The 26,173-nt window shown below is 54.4% G+C and carries 24 protein-coding genes and 1 pseudogene; 10 read left to right on the forward strand and 15 right to left on the reverse strand.

Features of this window, described 5'->3' with window-relative positions:
* Positions 1 to 20: 20 nt before the first annotated feature.
* Entirely contained in the window at positions 21 to 4,355 is a 4,335-nt protein-coding gene (locus ACZ89R_RS28400) for an AvrE-family type 3 secretion system effector (RefSeq protein WP_429547408.1), read from the forward strand.
* A 119-nt stretch (positions 4,356 to 4,474) separates the two neighbouring features.
* Here ACZ89R_RS28400 and ACZ89R_RS28405 read toward each other — a convergent pair.
* The 9 genes and pseudogenes from ACZ89R_RS28405 to ACZ89R_RS28445 all read right to left on the reverse strand — a co-directional run.
* Positions 4,475 to 4,627 (reverse strand): annotated as a pseudogene (locus ACZ89R_RS28405) (transposase domain-containing protein); the annotation flags it as partial.
* Positions 4,628 to 5,065: 438 nt separating this feature from the next.
* Positions 5,066 to 6,163 carry a TyeA family type III secretion system gatekeeper subunit gene (locus tag ACZ89R_RS28410; protein ID WP_429547407.1) on the reverse strand — a complete coding sequence of 366 codons (1,098 nt, stop codon included), beginning with the start codon at positions 6,161 to 6,163 and terminating at the stop codon, positions 5,066 to 5,068.
* Positions 6,147 to 6,821: a hypothetical protein gene (locus tag ACZ89R_RS28415; RefSeq protein WP_429547406.1), complete on the reverse strand. Its 675-nt coding sequence runs from the start codon at positions 6,819 to 6,821 to the stop codon at positions 6,147 to 6,149. The genes ACZ89R_RS28410 and ACZ89R_RS28415 overlap by 17 nt, the downstream gene beginning before the upstream one ends.
* On the reverse strand, positions 6,818 to 7,408 hold the full coding sequence (locus tag ACZ89R_RS28420; RefSeq protein WP_429547405.1) for a type III secretion system domain-containing protein: 591 nt from the start codon (positions 7,406 to 7,408) through the stop codon (positions 6,818 to 6,820). The genes ACZ89R_RS28415 and ACZ89R_RS28420 overlap by 4 nt, the downstream gene beginning before the upstream one ends.
* Positions 7,405 to 8,139, reverse strand: coding sequence for a type III secretion system inner membrane ring lipoprotein SctJ (gene sctJ, locus ACZ89R_RS28425; RefSeq protein WP_429547404.1), 735 nt, complete (start codon positions 8,137 to 8,139; stop codon positions 7,405 to 7,407). Before sctJ ends, ACZ89R_RS28420 begins: the two co-directional genes overlap by 4 nt.
* Complete coding sequence (gene sctI, locus ACZ89R_RS28430) at positions 8,136 to 8,462, reverse strand: type III secretion system inner rod subunit SctI (RefSeq protein ID WP_429547403.1); 327 nt, start codon at positions 8,460 to 8,462, stop codon at positions 8,136 to 8,138. The genes sctJ and sctI overlap by 4 nt, the downstream gene beginning before the upstream one ends.
* The gene (locus ACZ89R_RS28435) at positions 8,444 to 8,779 is read right to left on the reverse strand and encodes an EscG/YscG/SsaH family type III secretion system needle protein co-chaperone (protein ID WP_429547402.1); all 336 of its coding nucleotides are present in this window, start codon (positions 8,777 to 8,779) and stop codon (positions 8,444 to 8,446) included. Before ACZ89R_RS28435 ends, sctI begins: the two co-directional genes overlap by 19 nt.
* Entirely contained in the window at positions 8,776 to 8,991 is a 216-nt protein-coding gene (gene sctF / locus ACZ89R_RS28440; RefSeq protein WP_429547401.1) for a type III secretion system needle filament subunit SctF, read from the reverse strand. The genes ACZ89R_RS28435 and sctF overlap by 4 nt, the downstream gene beginning before the upstream one ends.
* 6 nt (positions 8,992 to 8,997) lie before the next feature.
* Complete coding sequence (locus tag ACZ89R_RS28445) at positions 8,998 to 9,723, reverse strand: helix-turn-helix transcriptional regulator (protein ID WP_429547400.1); 726 nt, start codon at positions 9,721 to 9,723, stop codon at positions 8,998 to 9,000.
* Positions 9,724 to 10,066: 343 nt separating this feature from the next.
* On the opposite strand from ACZ89R_RS28445, the gene ACZ89R_RS28450 reads away from it, so the two are divergent.
* From ACZ89R_RS28450 to ACZ89R_RS28485, 8 genes are all read left to right on the forward strand, one after another.
* Positions 10,067 to 10,426 carry a hypothetical protein gene (locus ACZ89R_RS28450; RefSeq protein WP_429547399.1) on the forward strand — a complete coding sequence of 120 codons (360 nt, stop codon included), beginning with the start codon at positions 10,067 to 10,069 and terminating at the stop codon, positions 10,424 to 10,426.
* Between the two features lie 19 nt (positions 10,427 to 10,445).
* Entirely contained in the window at positions 10,446 to 10,994 is a 549-nt protein-coding gene (locus ACZ89R_RS28455; RefSeq protein WP_429547398.1) for a hypothetical protein, read from the forward strand.
* 130 nt (positions 10,995 to 11,124) lie between these two features.
* Positions 11,125 to 11,610, forward strand: coding sequence for a SycD/LcrH family type III secretion system chaperone (locus ACZ89R_RS28460; RefSeq protein ID WP_429547397.1), 486 nt, complete (start codon positions 11,125 to 11,127; stop codon positions 11,608 to 11,610).
* Positions 11,607 to 13,094 (forward strand): type III secretion system translocon subunit SseC family protein, encoded by a 1,488-nt coding sequence (sctE, locus tag ACZ89R_RS28465; protein ID WP_429547396.1) that lies wholly within the window; start codon positions 11,607 to 11,609, stop codon positions 13,092 to 13,094. The genes ACZ89R_RS28460 and sctE overlap by 4 nt, the downstream gene beginning before the upstream one ends.
* A gap of 16 nt (positions 13,095 to 13,110) precedes the next feature.
* On the forward strand, positions 13,111 to 13,692 hold the full coding sequence (gene sseD, locus ACZ89R_RS28470) for a type III secretion system translocon protein SseD (RefSeq protein WP_429547395.1): 582 nt from the start codon (positions 13,111 to 13,113) through the stop codon (positions 13,690 to 13,692).
* A 1-nt stretch (position 13,693) separates the two neighbouring features.
* Entirely contained in the window at positions 13,694 to 14,125 is a 432-nt protein-coding gene (gene sseE / locus ACZ89R_RS28475; RefSeq protein WP_429547394.1) for a type III secretion system effector protein SseE, read from the forward strand.
* 256 nt (positions 14,126 to 14,381) lie between these two features.
* Positions 14,382 to 14,999, forward strand: a complete 618-nt coding sequence (locus ACZ89R_RS28480) for an LbetaH domain-containing protein (protein WP_429547393.1) — start codon at positions 14,382 to 14,384, stop codon at positions 14,997 to 14,999.
* Positions 15,000 to 15,516: 517 nt separating this feature from the next.
* Positions 15,517 to 15,918: a C40 family peptidase gene (locus ACZ89R_RS28485; protein ID WP_429547939.1), complete on the forward strand. Its 402-nt coding sequence runs from the start codon at positions 15,517 to 15,519 to the stop codon at positions 15,916 to 15,918.
* A 97-nt stretch (positions 15,919 to 16,015) separates the two neighbouring features.
* Here the strand turns inward: ACZ89R_RS28485 and aqpZ are convergent, their stop codons facing one another.
* Genes aqpZ through ACZ89R_RS28515 form a run of 6 tightly spaced genes read right to left on the reverse strand, consistent with a single transcriptional unit; the run spans position 16,016 to position 20,241 of the window.
* The gene (gene aqpZ, locus ACZ89R_RS28490; RefSeq protein WP_429547392.1) at positions 16,016 to 16,714 is read right to left on the reverse strand and encodes an aquaporin Z; all 699 of its coding nucleotides are present in this window, start codon (positions 16,712 to 16,714) and stop codon (positions 16,016 to 16,018) included.
* Positions 16,715 to 16,741: 27 nt separating this feature from the next.
* Positions 16,742 to 16,963: a hypothetical protein gene (locus ACZ89R_RS28495; protein ID WP_429547391.1), complete on the reverse strand. Its 222-nt coding sequence runs from the start codon at positions 16,961 to 16,963 to the stop codon at positions 16,742 to 16,744.
* A gap of 25 nt (positions 16,964 to 16,988) precedes the next feature.
* Positions 16,989 to 17,297 (reverse strand): hypothetical protein, encoded by a 309-nt coding sequence (locus tag ACZ89R_RS28500; RefSeq protein ID WP_429547390.1) that lies wholly within the window; start codon positions 17,295 to 17,297, stop codon positions 16,989 to 16,991.
* A 4-nt stretch (positions 17,298 to 17,301) separates the two neighbouring features.
* Positions 17,302 to 17,787 carry a histidine kinase gene (locus ACZ89R_RS28505; protein ID WP_429547389.1) on the reverse strand — a complete coding sequence of 162 codons (486 nt, stop codon included), beginning with the start codon at positions 17,785 to 17,787 and terminating at the stop codon, positions 17,302 to 17,304.
* Between the two features lie 28 nt (positions 17,788 to 17,815).
* Complete coding sequence (locus ACZ89R_RS28510; protein WP_429547388.1) at positions 17,816 to 18,640, reverse strand: mechanosensitive ion channel family protein; 825 nt, start codon at positions 18,638 to 18,640, stop codon at positions 17,816 to 17,818.
* Positions 18,641 to 18,699: 59 nt separating this feature from the next.
* Positions 18,700 to 20,241 (reverse strand): catalase, encoded by a 1,542-nt coding sequence (locus ACZ89R_RS28515; protein ID WP_429547387.1) that lies wholly within the window; start codon positions 20,239 to 20,241, stop codon positions 18,700 to 18,702.
* A 492-nt stretch (positions 20,242 to 20,733) separates the two neighbouring features.
* Between ACZ89R_RS28515 and ACZ89R_RS28520 the strand changes: the two genes are divergently transcribed.
* The gene (locus tag ACZ89R_RS28520) at positions 20,734 to 26,160 is read left to right on the forward strand and encodes an Ig-like domain-containing protein (protein WP_429547386.1); all 5,427 of its coding nucleotides are present in this window, start codon (positions 20,734 to 20,736) and stop codon (positions 26,158 to 26,160) included.
* Positions 26,161 to 26,173 lie beyond the last annotated feature (13 nt).

Raw genomic sequence — 26,173 nt, forward strand, 5'->3', positions numbered from 1 at the left:
GAACTTTTCAGGAGTTTGTAATGTATTCAAGATTAGAGGGTATGGTCGGTTCGCTGCGCAATACCAAGGAATACTCGGTAAGTTCGGAAACCGAAAAAACGTCTCGCGGGAACACACCGCCACCCGTCGAATTGACTCATTATAAAACGCTGCAACCGGCCTCGATGTTGTTCGACGTCAGTCTCAAGGACGGAAAGGTCCAGGCAGACGCGACGGTGGCGGGTCAAGATATCGCGCTTCATCTCAACCGGGCGAACAAGCATTATGTCGCCGACTTTCCCGCTGGGACGGGAACGAACACGTTGCGTATCAAAGATGAACGGCAGCATCTGTTTCATATTCAGTCCACACCTGCTGCCGCAGCGGTATTCAAAAGCAGTCGACCTGAAGAGACCGGGAACGGATCGGCGCAGCCTTCAAACAGTCCAGGCAGGGCCCACCTTGGGCTCATCAGCCATGTGCAAACCACCGTTGATGGCCAGCAGCACCGTCTGGAGAACGGACGTCTGTATCGCTTTGAGCCACAAGTCATCTCCTGGCTTCCCGACGCTGACAACCGCACGTTCAGTCGGCTTGGCCTAACCAGGGAGGGCCAGTTGCTAAAGATACCCGAGGGCGTAGCAGACAGCAGCACCGAAGGGAGAACAACGGTTTCCCTGACTCATGTCCAGGGCGCTTCGGCCTTGCGCCATCAAGGGGCTGGCGAGCAGATCTTGCGCCCGGTGGATGAGACCGGGGAGCCTGTGGAACTCATGCGCATCGGGCTGGCCGGCAATACCCTCTATGGGGCCAATGTCTATGGCGAGTTGCTGCGAGCCGATCTGGGCAAGGTCCAGGACGGCGTGCTGTTGATGACCTGGCAACCTGTCGAGTCGCTGGAGCGGGCGCTGAACGGGGCGGTCAGCGTCGAGGGCTTTTTTCATGACGATGTGGGACAACTCAATGCCCAGGTGCGGGACTCACGCCAGCAACTGCATAGTTCCCCGTTGACCGGCGCGGACTCGTTGAGGCCGGAATGGAACCTCAGCGACGTGCTGGTCAAGGGCATCGAGAAAGGTTTGCCCCTGCCCAGCCTGCAAGCACTGGCGGCGGCGGTTGATCTCGGGCCGCGGGGAAGGCTCGCGTTTGACGCAGGCAGCCTGTTGTCCTGGGATGCGGTGGCACAACGCTGGGAAGGTACCTCGCAAAATGGTATCGAGAGCATGGAGCGGGGGCTTGATGGTCGTGCCTATGTGCTGCAGGAAGGGCAGCTGAAGGCAGTGGCGACCCGACAAGTACGGGCGCCGATTCATGAAGGAGCCAGCCACGAGTTGGCCGCTGTTCCCGCGCCGCGCCCTCAAGTCATTGTTGACGAGGTGCTGGCTGGGGATAGTCAGCGGCGTATCACAGGATTCGCCGTAGCGGATGGCCGAACCTTCGTGACCATCGATCAAGATAATCGGCTTCAGGTTCACTTGGATGGCGTTGCCAGGTCGTTGGCATTTTCTATGTCCGTCCCCGTGCAAGCATTGGCCCTGGATCATGAAAGCCATCTCTACGTACAGAGCAAAAACGGTGAGTTGTTCAGGTTGGATCGCCAGGACTGGCAGGGCCGCTCCGGGGCAACGTCGAGCTGGAGCAAGGTCGAGTTGCCGTACGGCCAACGGCTGGATTCGTTGCGGATGGGGGCCGACAAGCACCTGATTGGGGGGTGGGATAATCGTTTCTGTCGATTGGACACTTCTGCCAAGGGGAAGATGGAGTGGGGGGCGGTGCAATCCGTCACACAGGCGCCAGGTCAGTCATTGGCCGAGAAGCTATCAGGTGCTCCACTGCGGGCACAGTTCCCGGGTGGAGCCCTGACAGCCAGCAGTAGCGTGATGGGGCAAACCACTGAGAATATCCCGCGCGATCGTGGCTTTTTCTCGGGGCTGAAAGCGCACTTTCATCCTTTGGACAGCCTCAGGGGAATGGGGCTGGACATTCAGCATCGCTTCAGCGGCCGCAAGGGCCTGGAGAGTGTCTACGCTGACGACAAACAATTGCATGAACAACTCAAGCCGCTTTCGCACGCCAGGCCAGTACCTGCCAATCTTAAGGTACGCCTTGCCTCCTTGAGCGAGTCCGGGTCGCGACAGGTGTTGGCCAAGGCAGTCAGTGACGCGCTGGTTCAGGTGGAAAAAAACAGTGAGGCATCTGCCCGGAGCTTGGGCGAGGTGCATGGACTAGCGTTTGATCCAAAGCCCTGCTTGAGTCGGGCGAACATTCAACCTGAGTCGACGCTTCATCAACTATATGAGGCTTTCAAAAGGGTGTCGCCCTCCCCAGAGAAGCCAACCGCTACCCTACTTGCCAATTTTGAGGGGCAGGCCTTGTCGCTTCCGGCATGGGACCCCGAGCGCAAGCGTGATCGCAGCCACCCTTCGGCTGTGATCGAGGGTGATCTGATTCACCATGCGAACACCCTCAAGCAACTCACCGATCTGGCGGCCAAACTCGAAAGCGCCTCAGGTCATAGCCCGAGCGCGCTGGCGAGAATCGAGCAGTCCTTGCAAACTGTGATGCAGGCCTATGCCCAGAGCCCCGTGCATAAACTGGCTACCCAAAACATACCCAGCTATGACAAGGCCGAATCCCTTTACAATAATTTCAAGCTGCTGGCAAAGGATCTTGGAACGCCAGGGTCCGCACTCCATTGGCACCTCACGCGTTTGCTGGGCCTGCCGGCCGATGCTGGCCTCAAGGAGGCAATGACCCGGGAGGTCCAGCAGCTTGGCAGCGGCCAGACCCTTACGCCGAGCCGTACCCAAGGAAAAAGCCTTGGGGTCATGGTGACGGGGATAAAGCCGGTGGCACCGGTGGAGTTCTTCGTGGGAGTTTCCAAGGCCCGTACCAATGGCGTCAGCATCAGTCGCACCGATAAAGGCGCCAGGCTTGAAATCAGTATCGATGACACCCGTCGATTAGCGGCCTCGGTCGCTTCGGGGCTGACCTTGGGTCGAGGGCCGGACGCTGTGGGGCCCGGCCTGAGGGTCGCAGGGGAGATGACTGTGGCGGTGGCAAGGAACAACGGTTCGACAATCAGTTTCGATGTGAAGGAAGCGGATTTTCCCAGGATGATGTCGATCCTCACGGCGGAGCATGGCAACGTCTACGATTTGCTGGCGTTGGGCGAGGCGCATGTCGCTGGAGAAAGTTCGAAAACCAGCGCCGATCTAAACCTGGATGCTCTTGCGCAATTGCGTTTGCTTTACAACCCGTCAGAGGACATCGCCGAGCTAGCCTCAGTGATTCGAGCAGGTATCGGCATAGTGGGCAACCTCAATCTGGTACATGCGGATACGAGCCAGTCAACAAGTCGCGGCGCGACGAGCACCAGCCATGGTGGCGGAGCGAATCTGCAACTGCTAAGGCAGGGCGGTGTCGGTGCCAACATCGCTCCCCTCAATGCGGTGGCGCTGGGTATTACTGGAGCCGGTGCAAGCGTCGCCGCATTTGCGCTGCCAGAGGTGTCGGTCATGGTGAAGTTTGATCGCGGGCAATCGCGGGTTTTCAGCTTCACTTTCAAGCAGCCACAACCCGTGGCCCAGTCGCAGGTTGACGAAATCACCAGCAGTTTGTCTCGCTATTCCCCGGGGTTCAGGCGTGACCTAGCCGCCCTTGAGCTTTCGGGAGATACGGCGGGTGAACAACTGCTCAAGCTGCAGCAGTTCCTGGCGACACATCCGCTGGTGGCGACAAAACCTGAGGCTTACCATGCCATTGGCCAGTCACTGGATAAGTTGGTTCACCAGCATCATCTGGTGGGGAACGGGCTTCGCCAGTTAGCGTCGGTCGAGGCTTCGGTAACCTCTGTCGGGTTGCGTGACGATGGACACCATGCCTGGCTGAACGATGTTGCACCGGCCAACAAGGCTAACATTGTGCAGTGGCTCAAGGATGACCCGCAGTTTGCCCAGGTACTCGACCAGTTGGAGAACGGCGAGGGGACGTCGGTGAGAATCGGCCTGGAGCTCAAGCCGGATGTGCTACGCGTCATTGAGCGCCGTTACCTCGACGGTGAAAGTACCGAGCAACTGGTCGAGCGAGCGTTGAGTGACCGCGATAACCTGCGAATCAAAAGCATGAGCCTCAGTTATACCGCGAGCCAATCCCATGGCATGACGATACCGTCCATGACGAATATCGGTTTTTCGAGCAATGCAGGACTTAGCCATTCCCATAAACGGGTCAATGCCGACCTTGAGTACGGCACGAATGCGGATAAACCGTTGAGAATGAACCTGAGCGATACGCTGGACAGCCCGCCGAGCCATGATTTAACTATTGATTTGGCGGACCTGAGAGTGAGGACACCTAACTTGCCGGTATCCTGAGTGGCGTTGGTGCATGGAAGAGACCAGGAGCGCAAGCCCCCTCCCTAAGGTGTACGCATGAAACTTCCCCTCGTTGACGCGTATGCGTCCGGGCATTCCGTCTTGCGCAACTAAACCGGTTACCACCTATGCGGTAGCAGCTCCTCGATATCACACGCCCACTGCATCGACAGGCGTGTGAGGACGTCCTTCAAATAGGCGTACTGATCATGCCCATTGAGCCGCGCCGGCGCAGTGATATCGCCGTTGCTTGCGAATCTATCTTCACTACGTGCTGGATTTGTGGGCAAGGCAGTGGCGCCAGCGGCTGCGAGAAATTGTAGGAAGCGAGGGTTAGGTAAACTGGAGACGTTTGATTTCCTGGAATTCACGCACTGCTGTAGTGTCAACAGAAGGTGGATTTCAAATGCTGTGACTGACGGTCAAGAAGCGAATGCGTACAACACTGCTGGCTATGCGGGATGAGCTGAAACGCCGATGTCATGAGACTGTTCGAGTCGTGAGTCAGTGGCTTACCCGGATTACTGGTGGGTACTTCAATTACCACGCGGTGCCGGGAAACCTGATACGTCTTACGTACGGATCTGTGCGGGGAGGGGCAGGTAACTGCCATCCCTACCGCGACCTTTAGGCTCTGATAAACGCTTTGTTGTTGGTAAAACTGATAACGCTGGTTATTGAGCTGATCCATGGAGAGTCTTAGGTTGTGATCACTGCTCTTCTTCCGACAGCTTCTCCTGATACTCGGAAAACGCGTCGGTGATCATCCTGCGCTGCTCGTCATCTTCAAAGCACTCATCGGTCATTAGTTTCACCAACTCGCCCATCTGTCGTACATAGGCGTAACGCAAACGAGCGTCGGGCACTTGGCGTAAGGTCTGTCTTTCGAGCCAATCCACATGCATCCAAGACTGCTGTATAACCTCCAGTAGTGTGCTGATTACCCCATCACCGTCAAGACCGTCGATATCCAGTGTATGGGCGACACGGCTAGAGTGATCCTCCATGCCCATAAATATCATGATGCGTTTTAGGTCGGCAATCACAGCGCCCAATTGGGCGTCCATGGCCGGACCTCCGGCCGAAAGTTCGAACGCCAATGTGCGGATCAGCGTTTTCAGTTTGCGTTTGCGATCATGCAGCTGGCGAAACTCTTCGAACCACTGTACCAAACCTGTGCGGCGTGACGTTGCGCGTTGATAGAGTTGCTTGAGCGCGAAGAAGTCGCTTTTGCCGGTGGGCCCCAGCTCCAGGTGGTTGAAGAGTTTCAACGTCCATTCATCGTCGTCCAACACTGTGGATAGGGCGTCCTCCAAGCGCTTGCGGTCCGCACCAGCGAGGTCTTTGCGTCCGAGCAGCGAACTTAGCAGCAAGGCTATTTCTCCGGCATTGAGCCCTCTTGCGGCCATTGCTCCCAGTAGGTCTGACGCTTCAGCGATAACCCAATTGTGTTCATGCAGAGCCTCCATTTGCGCGGGGGCCGTTTCCGTGACGTGCTTGACTAGTTGCTGGAGCATGGCGCGGGTACGTGGGCGTTCAGGCTTGCCATCGTTCGTCCCTCGGCCAGTGGATTGTTGACGCGAGCCAAGGGTGAAGCCCATGTTTTCCAAAGTTTCGGACAAGGCATTCCCCTGCCCGTCGATGGGGGTGAAGTCAAGGCCTTGGGTCTGCATATCGAGTTCAGTACGTGCCAGTTCAAGAGCTGATTGCGGCGGAAAAATTTGCGTGGCCCCGGACAGGGGGCGAGGAGGTGTGTTTTGAATCACTGAAGCCGATGGGGGGCTGTTTGGATCAATCTTGGTAATCATCGATGGCGGGCTCGCGTGGGGTTTGTTTCAGGCGCGACAGGAGTGACTGGAGGTGGGCGTCCAGGTCGATGCGCAGAGTGAACAGGTGTGTTTCCAGCAGGGCTTCAGTCATCGTCAACGAAGGGGTACTGATCACCTGAACCTGGGGATAGGCAGCGAACGCGCGCTGGGCTTGATTCTCACTGGCAGGGGACACGCGGACGGTGAGAGCGCCCTCCGTCAGAAAGGTCAAAAGTCGCTGTTGTACTCGCCGAACCATTAGCTCAGCGCCATCTTGTTCACCGATAAACTCCTCTAGCACCAAGGCGACCAGTGCTCGCAGCCGGGTGTCGAGGTGCTGGGCAAGAGTGATCTCCAACGTGGTTTCAGCCACATGCCAGTCCAGAGTTTCCTCGATGAGTTCTTGGCGTAAGGTGTTCAGTTCGTGGGCCGCCTCGGCAAGGCTTTGATCGCGAGCTTGATCGAGAATCAGCTGGGCTTGCTCCTCGGCCTGGGCCAGGCATTCACGTGCTTGTTGTTGTATCAATTCAGCTTCTGCGTGCGCCTGAGCAAGCACCGAAGTGGCGCTGAAATACTCCGCCAGCTCTGTCGCGGGAATGAGCGTGGCGTGGGGCATGCTGCCGGGTAAGAAAATACAGGGGATGATAAGTGCGTTCATAGAAAGCGTCCGACCTTGGTTAACCACTGAATCGCGTTTTCCTGGACTTGGAGAGGAGCGTCGATAACCGGTGGTAGGCGCAGGGCGAGCAGATCGTTGAGGGGGAGTCGTTCGGTGTCGCGCAACCACCAGCGGGTACCGGTGTGCAGGGCGGCGGCGCTCAGGGCTTCGGCGGGTAGCGCCTGTTCGGTCCGGCTCCAGCCTTGGTGCAAGGCCAGCAACTGATCACAACTCCGTCCATCCAAGTGGGGCTGCAAGGCCAGGCGTCTGTCTCTTAACAATAGATGGTCGGGACAGTTCAACGCTACGATCCCGAGGGCAATAATAAGTTGGGGAAAGCGTGGCTCCAGTGCAAACACTGCATGCTGTTCGGTGTCGAGGCTGTCGGGCAATGACGTCCAGGTGACACCGTGACGTTGTAGGATCAAGCGGTCGATACTCGAGCGACAGGCAGGCAGATGTAGGTAGGCGATGTGCCAGGCGGTAAGCCCGAGGCGGGGCCACCAATCTACATGCATCCAGATGCCCGGTTGCCAACCCCATTGATGCAAGTGTCGTACGGTCTGGTCGATGGCTGCCTGGGTCATCGACGTTTGGACCAAAACCTATAGCCGAGCGCGCCGGCAAGGCTCAGAACTGATACAGCCAACAGTAAGAATATAAGGGGCAGGCGATACTGCACGAGCGATGTGCTCTGTGTATCGGTCGACTCTTGAGGATTGTGCGAGGTCTGCTGATAGCGGTACTCGGCGGCTTGCATGACGATGCTGGTGTTCTCGGTCAGCAAGTTGGGCACGCTGTTGATGATAAGGCTTTTGATCGTTGCTTCGCGGTTGAGTATGTTGCGGTCGGGGCTGTATTTGATGAAAACAGAAGCTGAAGGCTTGAGGATTTCACGCGGATTTTGCCTGAGTGCTTCGCCGATGGACACTTGGGCGATGATCACTCCGTCCATGGACTGCAACATTTTTCCCAGCTGTTGTTCTTTCAGGTAGAGGATTTTTGCATGTTCCTGGACTGGTGAAGTCACCAGTTGGCCGGAGGGAAACAGGTCCTCCAGGGTTGCTACTTTTTGGCGTGGCAGTCCTTCCTGACGCAATAGTTCGACGGCATTGATGAACTGGGTCTTATCGACCTTGATCGTGACAAGACCGTCCTTGTTGACTTCCTTGCTGGCATCGATATTGCGCAGTAACAACAACGCCAGCATCTGATTGGCTTCGACTTCGGACAGCTCACTGTACAGCCCGACTTTGCATCCGCTGAGTATCAGCGCCAGCGCGCCGATGCAGCTCAGGCGTAACCAGCCTCTGTTCATTGCATGCTTACCAGCTTGTTCACGCCTTGGGAAAGAGCCCCGGCGGTTTTGGCGATCAGGTCCACTTCGACGATGGCGTGCAACATTTTTGACTGCGCAGCCATCATTTTCAGTGGGTCATTCAGCACGTCTTCCTGGGCCGTAGCAATGGCGCTGCTCATGGATCGGGATTGTTTCTGCAGCTCGGTGATGGCCGATATTTCGGGGGAGGTGTTCGCTTGACCGAACAAAGCCTGGTTGAACGCCGCGATGTCAGACGGCGTGGCGATGGGGGGCATGGAATCTTCCCGCATAGGTGAGGCAGTCACGGCTTCGATTTCCATAGGGACTCTCGGGTAAGTGGTGAGTATGAGGACGGTGGTTTTGGTAAGGATCTGTCATCACGAGCAGTGCTTTCGATCAAGCACCTGAGTGTATTGGCTTCGTCTGAGCTATCGCCGACCAACAGTTTCATCGCCCTGTGTGTTTGTCCCAGGCCGATCAATAGTGTCGCTTCAAGAATCCGGCGATCAGCGTGTTCTTTGACTAGATAGGGCAAGGCGTTGCGAATTGTTTCGACCTGCTCGATAAAACCGTGATTGACAGCTGCGAGACCGGTTTCGCAAACGATGCGGCAAATGTCACGTTCAAGGACGTTCATATCTTTTGAATGATCCCTGAAAGCATGTCCTTGACGGCTTTCATTACCGCACTTTGATAAGTGACGAAGGTTGAGTATTGCTGAATCGCGAACTGTGCCTGGAGCAAGCGCGCAGGGTCGTTCATATCAGAGGCGCTCATCTTTGACTGAGCCTCAATGCTGGCTTTTTCGACCAGTCGTGAGAGCTGGTTATTGACGCTTTCGATATCCATGACCTGTTATCCCTTGCAGCCGATGGCCTGAGTGCGTGCTGAGTGTGCACGCACGCGATATTGGGTGGGATTGCAGAGGTAACGCTTACGAAAACTTTCGGTGAAATGTCCATGGTTGGAGAAGCCGCATTCAAGGGCAATGTCCAGTACGCGCATGGGGGTGGACAACAGTAGTTCTCGGGCGTGTGTCAGTCGACGCTCCAAAAGCCAGCGTTTCGCAGAGAGGCCATATTTCTCTTGGAACAACAGGTTGAACTTGCGTAGTGGCATGTCGAACTCCAGTGCATAGCGGGCCACCGACCACTGATTGAGCGCGCTCGCCTCAATGAACTCAAAGAACGGTTCGTCGCCAGTCATGATGTGATGCAGCAGCCCGGAGAAGTAGCGCCGATCCATCCCCAGGCAATAGATGTAGGCAAAGCGCAGTAGCGTATTGGGCGGTCCTTTGGCTAGTAACTCCAGCACGCGGATCACGTCATCTTGAGCCGTCACCAATCTGATTGGCGCTCGCCAGAAAAGGATGTTGTGAGTGGCACCGAGTAAGTCCACGACATCCGCGTACAAATGCTGGAAGTCGGCAGGGTAGAAGTCAAAGTGCTGAAGGTCACTGTTTGTGCAAGGCGCTATATCGCCATTTGCCATGGCGACAGAATTTGGCGGTATGAGTTGCATCTCGCCGCTCACTTTTACCTTACCGCCGTACTTTCCGAATAGAAGTCGTACTGCCTGCATCGGTCCCCCGTTATTCTTGTGCTCGTGAGGGTGGGATTGTTGCGTGGGCGATGAAAAATAGGCATCGGGTGATCACCTGAAGGATAGGGTGGGGTGGTCACTTCGTGAGAGCTCAAATAGATAGATAGTATTCTGAAGTTGTAGCGAAAAAAGAAAATTTGAGAGAAATTCGGAAGTGTGTGCGGCAGTGGGTTGTACTCTCCTTGTGTGTCATGTGAAACGGGTCCAAGGTTCTTGATGTTCAAAATAGAAAAGGTTGAAAAAGTAAAGTGTCATTGGTTTTTGTAAGTTTCGAAATTGAACTCGAAGTAATTTGGTGTTGTCCTGACGTAGGAGCTGTGTGATGGACGATTTGGAAAAGCTGAAAAGCATGCTGGCAGAGTTGGAAAAGAGTAAGGCGCTGTTTTTTCGTCAAGCTCAGGAGTTTGAAGCGTTACAGTCGCAACTGGTTAAGCTTCAGCAACGTGCGGACTTTGATCCTGCGGCCAGAAAGAAGTTGAGCAACCTAAATGACTATATGAGTCGTGAGGGTAATGACTCGCAGCGTCAGGTTGTCGAGAAAATGGCAAAATCGGAATCAAGTTTGAAAAAAGTTGGAGAGCAACTTTTGGCGCTGACAGTCGTTCATCAAGGTTCGCCAGAAAACGAAGTGTCAGCACCCAAAAGCAATGCGCTAAAAAAAAGCAGTCGCAATTTCATTTGAACTATTTGGAGAAGTTATCATGGGTCCTATTAATGATTTTGGTTCGATTAACGCCTCGAGCTCCGTGCCGTCGCGCCCAGCAGTCTACGTGAACTCTCAGTCAATGTTCAGTGGTGGTATTCAAACCATGCAAACCATCATGTTGCAGTTGACTCAGAAGGGTAATGATCTCTTCAAACAGATGGATGAGAAGTCCGCGATCGCACGTGATGCACAAAAAAATGCCAACTTGGTGGAGGCGGAAATGGTCAAAATGACGGCTCCAGACGCCAAGGGGAGTTTGCCAGACAGCGTCATTGAATATATGAGAGCCAACAATATTCATGTTAATGGCAAGACCATTGATGATTTTATAAGCGAGAGCGGCGAGCAACTTGATAAGGGCAGCCTGATGGCGGTCAAGTCCGAGCTGGAGTCAGTGTCGAGTAGTGCCACCGATTTCAATCAACAAAGTCAGTTGAAGTTGCAGCAGGTGATGCAAAACTACAGCACATCGAGCCAACAGGTGCAGAGCATGCAAAGCCTGCTCGCTGAAATGAACAAGGGGACGGCAGCGGCTATCCGCTGATTGTATAGCACGCTGGTCACCGGTTTTCTCCGTTGTGGCCAGCGATGGTCGAGGGTGCCTTTCGTCCTTCTGTAGCGGGAACTGGAGGTGAGGAAGGTAGATTGATCGGTTGCTATTGCAAGGAGTCATCATGACACAACCTGTTTTTAACGCTGGTCAGGACGAACACGAAGTGCTTCAGTGCTTCTTTGCACGCGGTGGCTCGATCCGTATGTTGGCGGATATCCAGCAAGATGATATCGACGGATTATATGCCTACGCGACGCAGCTATTTAACGCTGATGACATTCAAGCAGCACGTAATCTCTACACCTTGTTGGTGCGTATCGATCACTGGAACTTTGAGTGCTGGTTGGCTTTGGGGTTGTGTAATCAGCGCCTAGGTTTGCACGAGGAGGCTGTCAACAGTTTCGGTCGTGCCGGCATGATCAATGTGGATGATCCCCGCTCGGCCTACTTCGCAGGAATCAGCCATAGCCTGCTGGGGCAGATCGAGTGTGCCCGCAAAGCATTCAATGCTGCAATCAGATGGTGCAACCAACAACCCAAATATGAGGCCATTCAGCACAGTGCTGCGCAGATGCTGGCACATTGTGCGATGGAGGTATCGGTATGAGTATCATATTGAACCTTCGTCCATTGGATCCGCTGCAAACCGAGCCGTTGCTCGATTCCAACCCTGTGAAAACTCGAGAAATGGCACGCGTGGGGGGGGATGGCTCTCGCGGGGCATCGACTGTATTCGGCGATATCAGTCAACACCATTCACAAGTCAACACACCGCCGGCAGCCAAATACCAGGTTTCTCAATTTGAGGCGATGCAAGCCTTGGATCGGATTTTTTCGAATGTGCCGGTTAAGGGGGAAGGCGGTGCAACGAGAACGCTGAAGGGGCTCGAAAAGATTCCAATGGATTCGATCATGCTGGCCTCGGCACTCCTGTCCGGTGAGATTCTTGGCGACACCGCGATTGCCAAGTCAAAAGCCTTGAAGATCATGTCGGACAAGCAACAAGAAGTACGTCAGCAAGAAGTGCTCCAGTACCGCGAGCAAATGGATAAAGGTATTGAGCAGCAGGAGAATGTCAAGAAAGCAGGTATCGCTGGGGTGATCTTCGATTGGATCATCGCTGCGGTTGAAGTTGTCTCAGGGGCGGCAAAAATTGTCGGTGGGGTGATGACGGGCAATCCCATGCTGGTCGCCGGTGGTGCTATGGACTTGATGGCGGGACTCTCCGGTGTGGTCAAGGCGACAGCCAACACCATGGCTTTGATCGATACCGCCAATGCTGAAAAGTACAGAGCAATCGCCGATGCAGCCAGCACAGTCCAGATGGGTTTTGAAATTGCCGGGGCCTTGGTCGACATCACCAGTGCTGCTCGCAATATGTTGATGACCAAAGTGATTCCAAAAGTTGCCAGTACGGTTCTCAAGGAGGGGGCCGAACAAGTCCTGATGGAGGGTATCAAGGCCGGGAGCAAAGCCGCTGTCGAAGGGACTGCGAAGACGATTGCTAAGGAGGTGGCGTCGCAGGTGTCCACTCAAATTGCCCAGAGTCTGGGCAGAACTGCAATGGAGGCGTCCAAGACCGCTGCTAAGGAAACGGCCGGGAAAGTTCTGCAACAAATCGGTGTGAATCGGATGTTGGAGAAATTTTCTCAGGAAGGCATCGAAAAGCTTGTCACTAAAGCGGTGAAGAAAGTCGGAGACAGTGCGATTGATCAAGGTATAGAAATGACCGCTAAGGAAGTCGCCAAGGCGGCCACCAAAGAGATCAATCACGAAGTGCTGAAAGCTGCGCTCAAGGCGTCGACTTATACGGCCATCAATGTCACGCGAAGTGCTGTCGGCGGTGTGAATGCAATCAGCGCCGGAGCGTTAGCGGTAGAGCGTGCCAAGATGCAAAAAGAGATCAGCCAGTTGATACTCGATCAGCAATGGCTGCAGTCGGTTTTCAATTTCTATAAAGAAGAAAAGGACGTCGCCATGAAGCGGATAGGTGAGTTGCTCGAAGGGCAGGCCCAAGTTGCTCAAGGCGGTAGTAAAACGATCGCAAATGCCGGTGCGGTGCAAGTTCAGATTGCCTCGGCAATGGTTTGATATCAGGAGAAGAAAAATGACTACAATCAATACCCAACCGCTCGCTGTTTCTTTGCCCGCACAGTATTCAGGTGCCGGGACTTCCGGTACGGAAGGCAACGCATTCACGAGCATCAATGACATCATTATATTGATGAAGAAAATGAACACCGACATGCGCGATACAATGCGTGGGTTTCACAGTGACATGCAAAAAATGGGTTTTGACAAACAGGTGTTGGCGTTTGAGACCAAGCAAGACGGAATTGACTCCACTTACAAGGGGGCGATGGCTGGTGCGATTAGTCAAATTGCATCTGGCGGTTTTAGTCTTTTAGGTGGGGCTAGGGGGAGCGCAGTGGCGTCAGCCCTAGGCACGGGGGCGGGCAAAGCTTCAGAAGGGATTGGTGGTGTTGTGGCGGCGGGGAACAGTCGCGATGGACAACAAACTCAGGTACTTGGGGATTTCTTTGCCAGTGCCGCGGAAAGCTTTGCAAAAATTCTTAGCACTGCCGCTGAGACTGCCGCTGAGGCCTCCCGACAATTGCGGGATGTCACCCGTGAACTGGTCGGCCTCTTTGAGCGCATAGTGAGTGCGCTGCAGATGGTGCTGAAGTGATATGTCTGCTCTCCAATCTCTTGATCCCGTCACGCATTTTCTTAAGTCGCAAGGGTTGCTGCCAGAAGTCGCTTATTTTGAAAGAAGCGATTATGTGTTGGGGTGGCGGGTTCACTTGGAAGATTTTGAACTGGTTTATCGATGTGAGAACAATACGTTGATAGTGTGCAATTTCATCGCCAAGGAAGAGGCTAAAGTAATGGGTCGAGCCATTTCCCAGTTTGTCTTTTTGATTCACCGAATAGAGCGAAATATCAAACAGCTTTATTCGGTGCGGGGACGTTTTATCGAAAGTTTCTCAAATCCGGAAATCAATCAGGTTCGTGAGCGATTGGCGAGCATATTGATGGCGAAAGGTGCGTCCTGGCAACAAATCGATGGAGAGTCCTGGCTGGTTTACCCACTTGCTTCGAGGGAGGGACGGTCGCAATAGCAATACGGGGGAGCGAGGGGAGAAGTGTTTCCCCTCAACTCCGCTTATCCATTGCTATATGAGAAAGTCCCGATGAAGCTGCTGTCATACGAGTTAGTGGTTAATTGAAAGCTGCATTCGGTATCGAGGGGGGGCACAGCTCATTGACCTGGCAGGGTCGACTAGGTTTCAAGTACCACTGCGGTTTGATCGGTGGGCAACGAACATCCGAGGTAAAATGCAGCTATGTCCCTGAATTATCTAGGAGGTCGTCTCGATGAAAGCAGTCAATATCACCCAATTTATTGCTCGTTGGCAGGATTTAGGCTTGGGAGACACCGCCAATGTGGCGTGGCACGTCACTGAAGCATCCGAAAATTTGGTGCGCGCTTTGCTCGCCCGACTCGGGCCCGGATACCGGCTGCAAGGTGAAGTTGCGGTGCATGAGACTGCTAGGGTGGAGCCTGGGGCGGTCATCAAGGGTCCAGTAATTATAGGTCCAGATTGCTTTGTAGCTACTGGGGCTTACCTACGGGGAGGGGTATACCTTGGTAGTCATTGCATCATTGGCCCTAGCTGCGAACTGAAAAGCAGCTTCATGCTCAACGGTAGCAAGCTGGCACATTTCAACTTTGTTGGCGACTCCCTGCTGGGCGAGAACGTCAATATCGAAGCCGGGGCTGTGATCGCCAATTACCGCAACGAACTGAATGGGACAAGCATCAGCCTCTTATACAACCAAAGCGTCATTGAGACTGGCGTTAGCAAGTTCGGTGCATTGGTAGGGGACGGTACTAAAATCGGTGCAAACGCGGTGGTGGCGCCAGGTGCATTGCTTAGGCCTGGTACGATTGTGCCCCGTTTAGGACTTATTGATCAGCTCGTACGCGTTTGACGAAAAAGATGATGAGCAATGTCGCACACATGAAAACACCGCTGCGATTTCGGGCTAAACGTCCGCCAATCACAACTAATTTGACTAGATTGGTATCCATTTATGCGGGAGCAACTGCTTAAAACAAAGGCGAATTAGTTTTCGTTGAGCTTAAATAGCAATCGTTACGCAAATGGCTTGAAATTTATCGCGCGCATAGCACTGCTGGCATATAGGGAAAGGAGCTCTGCTCTGTTCGGCTCGTCAGGCGACGAGGCCTGTATTAGGCTGAAGCTAACTGCCTGAGCTCCGTTCGTCGGCCCAAACCCTTCCCCTGGCCATGACTCAGACAAATCCTATTTGATGGTCTTGGTCTTCTAAATACCCTGTGTTCCAGATGGTCTAAACTCTACTTCTGGTGCATGTCGTGTCAAAAATTATATTGATTATAGTTGTCGGTTATTTATTCTCTGGTTATCTGTTTGCATCCACAAAGCAGACTGCTTATACAAGCAAAGCGTACAGGGATAATAGTTCAATTGTCGCCCCTGATTCCTCCAGGCATGTGGAGAAAGTAATAAGCCGGGCGCATGAACTAATTGGAACCCCTTATCGCTGGGGAGGCTCTTCCGTCAGTAAAGGTTTTGACTGTAGTGGGTTGCTCTTTTATCTCTTTCGCAGCGAGGCTGGAATTCATATCCCAAGATCAACATCCTCGATGCTGAACTCAAAGGCTAAAACGATTTATCGTCGAAATCTAAAATCCGGGGACGCCGTGTTCTTCAAACATAACGGTCGCAATCGTATGGAGCATGTGGGTATTTACATCGGTAATAATCGATTCATTCATGCACCAAGAGCAGGAAAAAGTATCCGTATCGATTCCCTGGAAAATAGTTATTGGAATAAGAGTTACCTCACTGCCAAGCGTTTTCACTAGTTTTCTTAGGTGCTATTAAATGACAGGCCCAAGCGCGAGGCCTGGAGCCTCGCGTTTGAACCCAGCAGAAGAAAAATATTATTTGATTATCAGTTGCTTACAGAGAAGAAGATTTTTTATCGTCCAGCGCGCGCGCCGCTAAAGCCCCAAGGATACCCCCTGCAATTGGCGCGACCCAGAATAACCAAAGCTGTTCCAGGTAGGCCACTCCCGCAAACAGAGCGGGTCCAGTACTTCGGGCTGGATTGACCGAAGTGTTGGTGACAGGAATCGATATCAGGTGAATAAGCGTTAAGGCAAGGCCAATGGAAATGGGTGCAAATCCATTGGGTGCAGTGGGAGAGGTGACCCTCATGATAATGAACAGAAAGAAAAAGGTTGCGATAACTTCGATTAAAAGTGCGGCCAACAGGCTATAGCCTCCGGGGCTGAGAGACGCGTATCCGTTAGCGGCAAATCCACCGGCGATGAACTCGGGTTTGCCGCTGGCAATGAGATAAAGCGCTGCTGCCGCTGCGATGGCACCCATGACTTGGGCGGCAATGTAAGGAAGGATATCGTGCGCTGGAAATCGACGACCCGCCCACAAACCAATCGTGACGGCAGGATTGAAATGCCCGCCGGAGATAGAGCCTACAGCGTAGGCCATTGTGAGCACGGTCAGGCCAAAGGCCAATGCCACCCCAGCGAATCCGATGCCCAGCATTGGAAATCCGGCGGCCAGGAGCGCGCTGCCACAACCTCCGAAGGTTAACCAAAAAGTCCCCAAAAACTCAGCTGCGATCTTTTTTTGCATCATGATTTCCTTTTATTTGAATAACCGTTACTTGGCTAATGGTGTCCTGCTTATGGCCAGATCGGCCATGGCATTGGCGATGGCTTCTGAGTTTCTTTCTACCATATCAAGATGCTCAGAAATTTTTGTCGAAGTTGATGTGGATCCGGTATTGCCAATCCAGTCTCCGATTGCATCGGTAGCTCTGCTTAGCGATAATACGTTCTGGTTGAGTTGGTAAAGCAGGGTATGTAGCGAATCGTATTGCATGGTGCCTTCCCGATAGAATGTGAAATCAATGAACGTGTTGCTCGATTTTGCGATCTGATATTGCCTGCTCTGCGAGTGCAATTTTTTGCTTCGCTATGCGCGAAAGCTTGTCAATCTCAGGTGAGCTAATATCTGTGTTAGATAATAGATCGGCCTGAATAAGCACCGCGAATGCTTCTTTTACTTCATTAGCTGCCAACGTATGTGCCTCGGGTTTGCTCTGTAACAGAGTAAAGAGTTCGCGTGCCTCAACGAGGCTAGGGTTTGTTGTCGCTTTTGCGCACCCCGTTAGTATCAGACCGAACGCCGCAATGACGAAAAGGGTTGTGTTCATGGATTTATTCTGACGGTTTGAGAGGCTCGCGAATATCGTTGTTCTCTAATACGAGCAATTGGCTATTAGCCTCGCATGGGTTATTTGTCCAAGTAGCCTCCCAAGGTGACGTTGGGTCAGCGCTAATCATGAACGCTTCGATGAGTTCGTCATTGGGTACACTCACGCAACGGGTAGAGAATGCCCTGGACGATGTAAGCGAAATCGAAATCAACTCTGCGGGATGGCTCTCATAGAGTAGAGCATGATTTGTTTTGCGGATCGTTTGACAAAATGCGACCCAGTCAAATTTAGCGTCTAGTGCCAAGTCTTTGTTTGCGATTAGTACATAAGAAGTGTCATTAAGTTTGTGGGTCAACACCCATAAATCTTCGAAGACCTGTACGGGCAATATTCTGTGGTAGCCCAATCTATTTAAAGATTTTTCAAGTTGAATCAACCGGGGCAGGCTCGTGTCCGCTATCACTATTCTTAATTCTTTATCGGGCATTGCTATTTGTCCTGTAAGAGGCTGTCAGTCAACCCTGGATGACCGTGACGACTCGTTGCGGAAATGGTATCCCAATGCCTTTCTGAGCCAGTGCATCGCGCGTCTTTTCGTTGAACAGAAACATCAGGTCCCAATAGTCGGCATTGTCAGCCCAGACGCGTAGCGACAAAGTCACTGCGCTATCGCCCAATGTCGTCACCACCACGATGGGGGCCGGGTCTGTGTGTATTCTGGCGTCGTTACACAACCCCAACAAAACTTGCCGGGCTATTTCCAGGTTGGCGTTGTAATCCACTCCGACATCGAACACTACTTTGCGCAGTGGTTCGCTGGAAAAGTTGATGATGACGCCATTGGACAAACTACCGTTGGGAACAACCATGCGCTTGTTATCGGGGCTGAGGATAACGGTGTGAAAAATCAGGATGGAGTCTACTTTGCCATACACATCCTGTACTTCGATCGTATCGCCCACTTTGAACGGACGAAACAACAGGATCAGTACTCCACCAGCGAAGTTGGATAAACTGCCCTGTAATGCGAGGCCTATCGCCAGACCGGCAGCACCGAGAGCGGCAACAAAACTGGTAGTTTGAACGCCGATCATTGAAGCGACGCTGATGATCAGCATGATTTTAAGTGCAATGTTGACCAGGCTACCGATAAAACCTTGCAAGGTTTTATCGACACTGCGTTTTCCCAAAACAACACCGATTCGTCCAGTCACCGTGCTGATCAGCCACCAACCAACAGCCAGCGTCGTGGCCGCCAATGCAATGTTGATGCTGTACTCCAACACAACAGGCAGCCAGGTCACTGTATGTTTAATCAGTTCATTAAAATCTGAATCCATGTAACACCTTGCTCAGCGGTTGCGTCGCTGCATCCCCGGGGATGCAGCGAGAAGATGGATCAGTCGGTCAGACGCGAAGCCAGCGCTTGAACGCGAAGAAGATCGCCTTTCACGGCTTTGGTGACGCCGGCACCGTATTCGGGGTCGGCCTTGTAAAGGAAAGACAGGATGTGGTGCTTGCTCACATCGTCCGCACTGGCTAACGAGCCGCCAAAGCTTTCGATCAGGTCATGGCGCTCTTTCCTGCTGAACGAGCGATACAGATCGCCGGCTTGCTTGAAGTTCTGCTCACGCTGGATTTTTGCTTGTTGGGTACTGCCAGACAGGGCGAGCGAACTGTAACGAGCGTTGGGGGATTCTTCGCGTGGCAACAAGCGGCTTGGTTGGTAGTTGATGCCCGTAGTGGTGCTGGCCGAATTGAGCGCGCCATCCTGATTCCCGTTGTTGATGGCTTTTTTCGACGTGTTGATCGGCACCTGAAACGCATTGGCGCCCAGGCGATACATCTGTGCATCGGCGTAGGAAAACAGGCGTCCCTGCAAGAGACGGTCTTCTGATGGCTCGATACCCGGGATTAGATTGGAAGGGGCCATGGCGACCTGCTCGGTTTCCTGGAAAACGTTTGCCGTGTTGCGGTTCAACACCATTTGCCCGGCTTTACGGAACGGTACGTCCGGCCAGACCTTGGTGGCGTCCAGTGGATCGAACTCGAACCGGCTCAGTTCTTCAGGTTTGAGCACCTGCACATATAAATCCCACCTTGGGAAGTCTCCCTTACTGATATGGTTGACCAGGTCGTTGGTCATGTGGCTGTAATCAGCTCCTTGCACCTGAGCGACATCTCTCGGTGAAAGATTCTTGGTGCCTTGCAGGCTCTTCCAGTGGAACTTGACGTAATGCACTTCGTCTTTGGCATTAACGAACTTGTAGGCATGGACGCTGTTGCCATCCATTTCCCGATAGCTGGACGGGATGCCAGCGTTGGAATACAGCTCGGTCAACGTACGGGTGGCTTCAGGCACATGGGAAAAGAAATCGAAGCGACGCGAATCATCGTCAAGGTTGGTGCGCGGATCAGGTTTGAACGCATGGACCATGTCAGGAAACTTGATGGCATCACGGATGAAAAAAGTTGGGAAGTTGTTGCCGACCAAGTCCCAATTGCCATCGGCGGTATAAAACTTGGTAGCGAAGCCGCGAGGGTCGCGCAGTGTTTCCGGTGAGTGATTGCCGTGTACCACGGACGAGAATCGTACGAACACTGGCGTGACGGTGCCGGTGGTAAATACCTTGGCTTTGGTCAGGTCGCTGAGGTCGTCAGTGGCGGTAAATATACCGTGGGCACCGGTGCCACGAGCATGCACCACACGCTCGGGAATGCGCTCACGATCAAAGCGCTGAAGTTTCTGGATTAACTGTGCGTCTTGCAGCAACACTGGGCCGTTTGCACCTGCGGTTTGTGAGTTCTGGTTGTCGCCAACCGCTGCGCCATTGTCGCGCGTCAGTTCAGCGGCCTGGGCCGAGAAAGAAAGTGCGCTGCTGGTAAAGATGCACAGTAATTGTTGTGGGGTAAAAACACTGAGGCGAGGAGTGGCCGTCATTCGAGGCTCCTGGAATGGTTTATGAAAGAAACAGTCGTGGCCCCGATGATTCTTCTCCGGGAAAGTTGATAGCTTCCTTGCAATGGCGGCCACCGGCCGCGTTACCCACTCAATGTGATGACTGCCTTTCTAGGTTCACCCAGAATAGTGCGTGCTCAATGTAGGACTTGTCTCAATTTTGATAATTGAAAATCTGGCATACATCCGCAGAGGTCTTTGAAGGACCTTATTTAAATAGAGGGAAAAATCTGTAGGCATATTCGATCCGCCAATACGGGTATGGACGAAACAACGCGAGTTGAGTCAGGTAATGGTCGATGTGTCTTGTAGGACTATTCCTGTTTTGGGACAGGTCTCATATCGCCAGCAGACGTCAGGGCTCAACATTTGCCTATCCCGAGGTGCTGCCTTCTAACCGTGCAGGCCTTGGATGATTAGGACGTGCCGGAACGCCGGTGCGGAGAGACCAACCTGACGAATGAAGGCAATAGAGTGAATACAAACGCAGTGAACGTCGCCGTAGTGGACGGCAAAACGATTACCGAATCGGTGGAACTTCGCACCACTAAACAGGGCGAGCCCGTCCGCATCAAAGCGGTGAAAGACGGTAAATACATTCTCGCCGAAGGTGGCGAAAACCCGGTTGCCCCGGAAAACCTCACCATCAAGCGCGTCGGCAACGACCTGCACGTGGCCACCGAAGGGACCGACCCTAACCAGCCGCAACTGATCATCGAAGGTTTCTACGAGAGCAGCGGTCAATTGGTCGGTATCGCCGAAGACGGCGCCTACTATGAGTACATCTCGTCCGACGCTGAGCAAGACCATGCGGCGGCTTTCCTCTCCGACGGCGTTTCCTCGCCGCAGGTGCTGGGTGCTCAGGAGCTGGTTGGCTTCGGCAATGGCCTGGTCGCCGGCGGCGGCATCGGCTGGTTCTGGCCGGCCTTGCTGGGCCTGGGCGCACTTGGCCTGCTGGGCGCAGCCTATGCGCTGACTCGTGACGACGATAACAAACACGACGACGCAGCGATCATTCCGGGCATTCCGAGCACGCCCGGCATTGGTGGCGCCACTGACAACGTCGGTGCCGTTCAAGGGCCAATCAACAAGGGTGACTCGACAGACGACCGAACCCCGACCTTCACCGGTGTCGGCACCCCCGGCAACACCATCATCATCGAAGACAACGGCAAGCCGATCGGCGAAGTGATCGTCGGCGAAGATGGCAAGTGGGAATTCACCCCGACCACACCGCTGCCTGAGGGCGAGCATTCGATCATCGTTGTCGAGAAGGACAAGGATGGTAATGTCAGCCAGCCGTCCGATGAGTTCGATTTCATTGTCGACATCACCGCCCCGGGCAAGTCGGTAATCAACTCGATCGTCGATGATTTTGGTGATCAGCAAGGTGTTGTTGCCTCGAACGGCCACACCGACGACAACACTCCGACCCTTAGCGGTACCGCCGAGGCGGGCGCCAAGCTTGAAATCTTTGCCAACGGCGAAAAAATTGGCGAAACCACCGTCAATCCAGACGGCACCTGGTCGTACACACCGTCGCCAGCCTTGACCGATGGTGAGTACAGCTTTACCACGGTTGCCACTGACGTCGCTGGTAACGTCGGTCTGCCGTCTGACCCGTACATCATCACAATCGACACCGTCGCACCGGTCAAACCTGGCCCGGGTACCGGTGGCATTGAGGAAGCCATCGACAACGTCGGCCCTATCCAGGGCAACATCGAAAATGGTGATGTCACCGACGACACCACGCCAACCTTTGGTGGCGGCGGCCTGAATCCGGGCGATAAAGTCACCATCATCGACGACGGTGTGATCATTGGTGAAGTCATCGTCGGCGAAGACGGCCGTTGGGAATTCACTCCGGACCCGGCGCTGGCAGAAGGCCCGCACCCGATCACGGTAATCGTCACCGACCCGGCCGGCAACGCCAGCGAACCGTCCGATCCGTACATCGTGATCGTTGACACCACCGCACCGGTCAAACCGGGTCCGGGTACCGGTGGCATTGAGGAAGCCATCGACAATGTCGGTCCTATCCAGGGCAACATCGAAAATGGTGATGTCACTGACGACACCACGCCAACCTTTGGTGGCGGCGGCCTGAATCCGGGCGATAAAGTCACCATCATCGACGACGGTGTGATCATTGGTGAGGTCATTGTCGGCGAAGACGGCCGTTGGGAATTCACTCCGGACCCGGCACTGGCAGAAGGCCCGCACCCGATCACGGTGATCGTCACCGACCCGGCTGGCAACGCCAGCGAACCTTCCGATCCGTACATCGTGATCGTTGACACCACCGCACCGGTCAAACCGGGTCCGGGTACCGGTGGCATTGAGGAAGCCATCGACAATGTCGGTCCTATCCAGGGCAACATCGAAAATGGTGATGTCACTGACGACGCCACGCCAACCTTTGGTGGCGGCGGCCTGAATCCGGGCGATAAAGTCACCATCATCGACGACGGTGTGATCATTGATGAAGTCATCGTCGGCGAAGACGGCCGTTGGGAATTCACTCCGAACCCGGCGCTGGCAGAAGGCCCGCACCCGATCACGGTAATCGTCACCGACCCGGCTGGCAACGCCAGCGAACCTTCCGATCCGTACATTGTGATCGTTGACACCACCGCACCTGAGCGTCCGACTATCGACTCGGTCTTCGACGACCAGGGCACTTCCACCGGCAACCTCATGCCGGGTGACATTACCGATGACGCCCAGCCAGATATCAGCGGCAGCGCCGAGCCCGGCAGCACCGTCATCATCTATGACAATGGTCGCGAAATTGGCCGTGAAACCGTTGGTCCCGAGGGCCTCTGGACACATACACCGGTGCCTCCTTTGCTTAACGGCAACCATGTACTGACCGTCGAGGCGGTGGATGCGGCCGGCAACGTCAGTGCGCCAACCGAGGGTTTCGACTTCGAGCTGATCGCAGGTGGCCGGCCGACAGCGCCGAGCATCACCGGTGTGACTGATGACGTGCCTGATGGCATCGGTAACATCATGCCTGGCGGCAGCACCAACGATACCGAGCCTGAGGTGGGTGGTACCGCTGCCCCGTTCTCTATTGTTAACCTGTACGCCAATGGTGTTCTGGTGGGCACTGACAGGGCAGATGAGTTGGGCAATTGGAGCATTACTCCGAACCCACCGCTGGCCGAGGGCTTGAACAACCTGACCGCCACGGCCACCAACGCGGCCGGGAATGAAAGCGATCCGACCGGTGTTTATCCGATCAACGTCGATACCACCCCGCCAGTGGCGGCCGATGGCAGCGACCTTGAAGACAACGTTGGCCCGATTACCGGTTCGATTAACGACGGCGATGTCACCGACGACAACACGCCGACCTTCAGCGGCACCGCTGAGCCGAACACGACCCTGATCATCTATGACAATGGCATAGAGATTGATCGCGTACCGGTGGATGGAGCAGGCAACTGGACGTTTACTCCGGCGCCACCTCTGGCCGATGGCGCTCACAGTTTCAGCTCCGTGGTGGTCGACGCCGCCGGTAACCGTAGCCCAGAAAGCACGCCGATTGGCTTCTCTGTGGACACCAGTGCCGTTGCCATCAGCATCGAACAGGTGTTTGACAACGAAGGCGTCAACCAGGGCCCTCTGGCCAGTGGCAGCGTCACCGATGACACTACCCCGACCCTGAGTGGCCGGGCAACGCCGGGCTCGACCGTCAACGTTTATCTAGACGGCGTGTTACTGCAAGAAGGTGTACCGGTCAACGCTCGTGGGGAATGGGAGTACTCCGTCAACCCGGCCTTGGGTGACGGGAGCTATGCCTTCAGTGCTACCGTGGTCACCGCAGCCAGTGGCGAAAGTGCTCCGACCGCTGACTTCAATCTGGAGATCGATACGACTGCTTCGGCATCGCCGACCATCGACCAGATCCTTGATGATGTGGGCGACATTCAGGATCCGCTGGCCGACGGCTCAACCACTGACGATACGACCCCGACCCTGGTGGGCCGCGGCGTAGCCGGTGATGTGGTGATCATTCGCGACAATGGTGTCGAGATCGATCGCGTACCCGTCCTCTCTGACGGCAGCTGGAGCTTCACGCCCAATCCGCCGTTGAACGATGGCTCTCATCAGTTCGACGTGATTTCCCAGGATCTGGCCGGTAACCAAAGCGAACCGTCCGCCCCCTGGACCATCATCATCGACACCCAGGCACCGTCCCGGCCGACCATCGATACGGTATTTGATGATCAAGGCGACAGTACTGGCAACCTAGATCCTGGCGACACCACCGACGACGCGCGGCCGACTATCAGCGGCACCGCCGAGTCAGGCAGCACCGTGATCATCTATGACAATGGCGAGGAAATCGGCCGCGAGTTGGTGGATTTTGACGGCAACTGGACGTTTACTCCAGAAACCCCGCTGAGCAACGGTGGCCATGAGCTGACCGTGGAAGCGGTGGACGCCGCTGGCAATATCAGCGAGCGGAGCGAGCCGTTTGATTTTCGTGTGGATGTCTTCAGGTTAGGCTCTGTTATTGGGTACGAAAGTTTCGATGAGATCCCCCTTGATGCTTGGGCGGGTGAAGAGGCCAGCTATGACACAGGTCTGTTTGCCATTACTGAGGCGATAGGCGCCAACGCAAGTTTTGGGCACAACAACGAAGGCCTAGGACTAGGTACCAAAAATAACGAATCTGCCGTTGAGATGGCCAATTTCGATCTGAAGGGCAAAGCTGGCAACACACTGACGATCGATTACAATTTTCCTCCCCATGATTTCGTTCCATTAGGGGGATACCTCGAGTTTTTTGATGCCGACGGAACCCTGATCCACACGGCAGAGCTGCCCGCCAACCATGCTACCGCTTATGAGGTGCTATCGATCAGCATGCCCGACGGGCAGGAATTCGCCAGTTTCAAGGTGCTTGGGATCGGTGCCGTTTTTATCGGAAGCATGGTTGTATCGAATGGGCCGCCAATATACGAAAGTTTCGATGAGATCCCCCTTGATGCTTGGGCGGGTGAAGAGGCCAGCTATGACACAGGTCTGTTTGCCATTACTGAGGCGATAGGCGCCAACGCAAGTTTTGGGCACAACAACGAAGGCCTAGGACTAGGTACCAAAAATAACGAATCTGCCGTTGAGATGGCCAATTTCGATCTGAAGGGCAAAGCTGGCAACACACTGACGATCGATTACAATTTTCCTCCCCATGATTTCGTTCCATTAGGGGGATACCTCGAGTTTTTTGATGCCGACGGAACCCTGATCCACACGGCAGAGCTGCCCGCCAACCATGCTACCGCTTATGAGGTGCTATCGATCAGCATGCCCGACGGGCAGGAATTCGCCAGTTTCAAGGTGCTTGGGATCGGTACCGTTTTTATCAACTCGCTCCTTGTGGGCGGCGATATCGGCGACGACAGCACCAGCCTGGACCTGAGCCAGGTTGGTGATGAGGCCAGCAATCTGTTTTTGATCGACGACGTTGAGGTACTGCAGAACGTGCAGACCACGGTGCATGGCGGGGGCGGTATCGATACCCTGGCACTGACCGGCGCCGACCAGGTATTGGATCTGACCGCGTTGAGCGACCAGATCAACTCCATCGAGGTGATTGACCTGACCGGCACTGGCGACAACACCCTAAACCTGTCGCTGAACGATGTGCTTGCACAGGGCGATACGTCGTTGTTCACCGACGACGACACGGTGCAGATGATGGTCAAGGGCAACACCGGCGATGTGGTGAATCTGGACGATCTGATGGCCGACGGCACCGACCCGGGTGACTGGGCGGGCCAGGGCCAGGTCACGGTCGAGGGTGTGGTTTACAACGTATTCCAACACTCGTCACTCGACGCCCAGTTGCTGGTACAGGACGGAGTCACCACCAACCTGGTGTAAACGTGAACGCCGT

The sequence above is a fragment of the Pseudomonas sp. TE3728 genome, assembly GCF_056279145.1.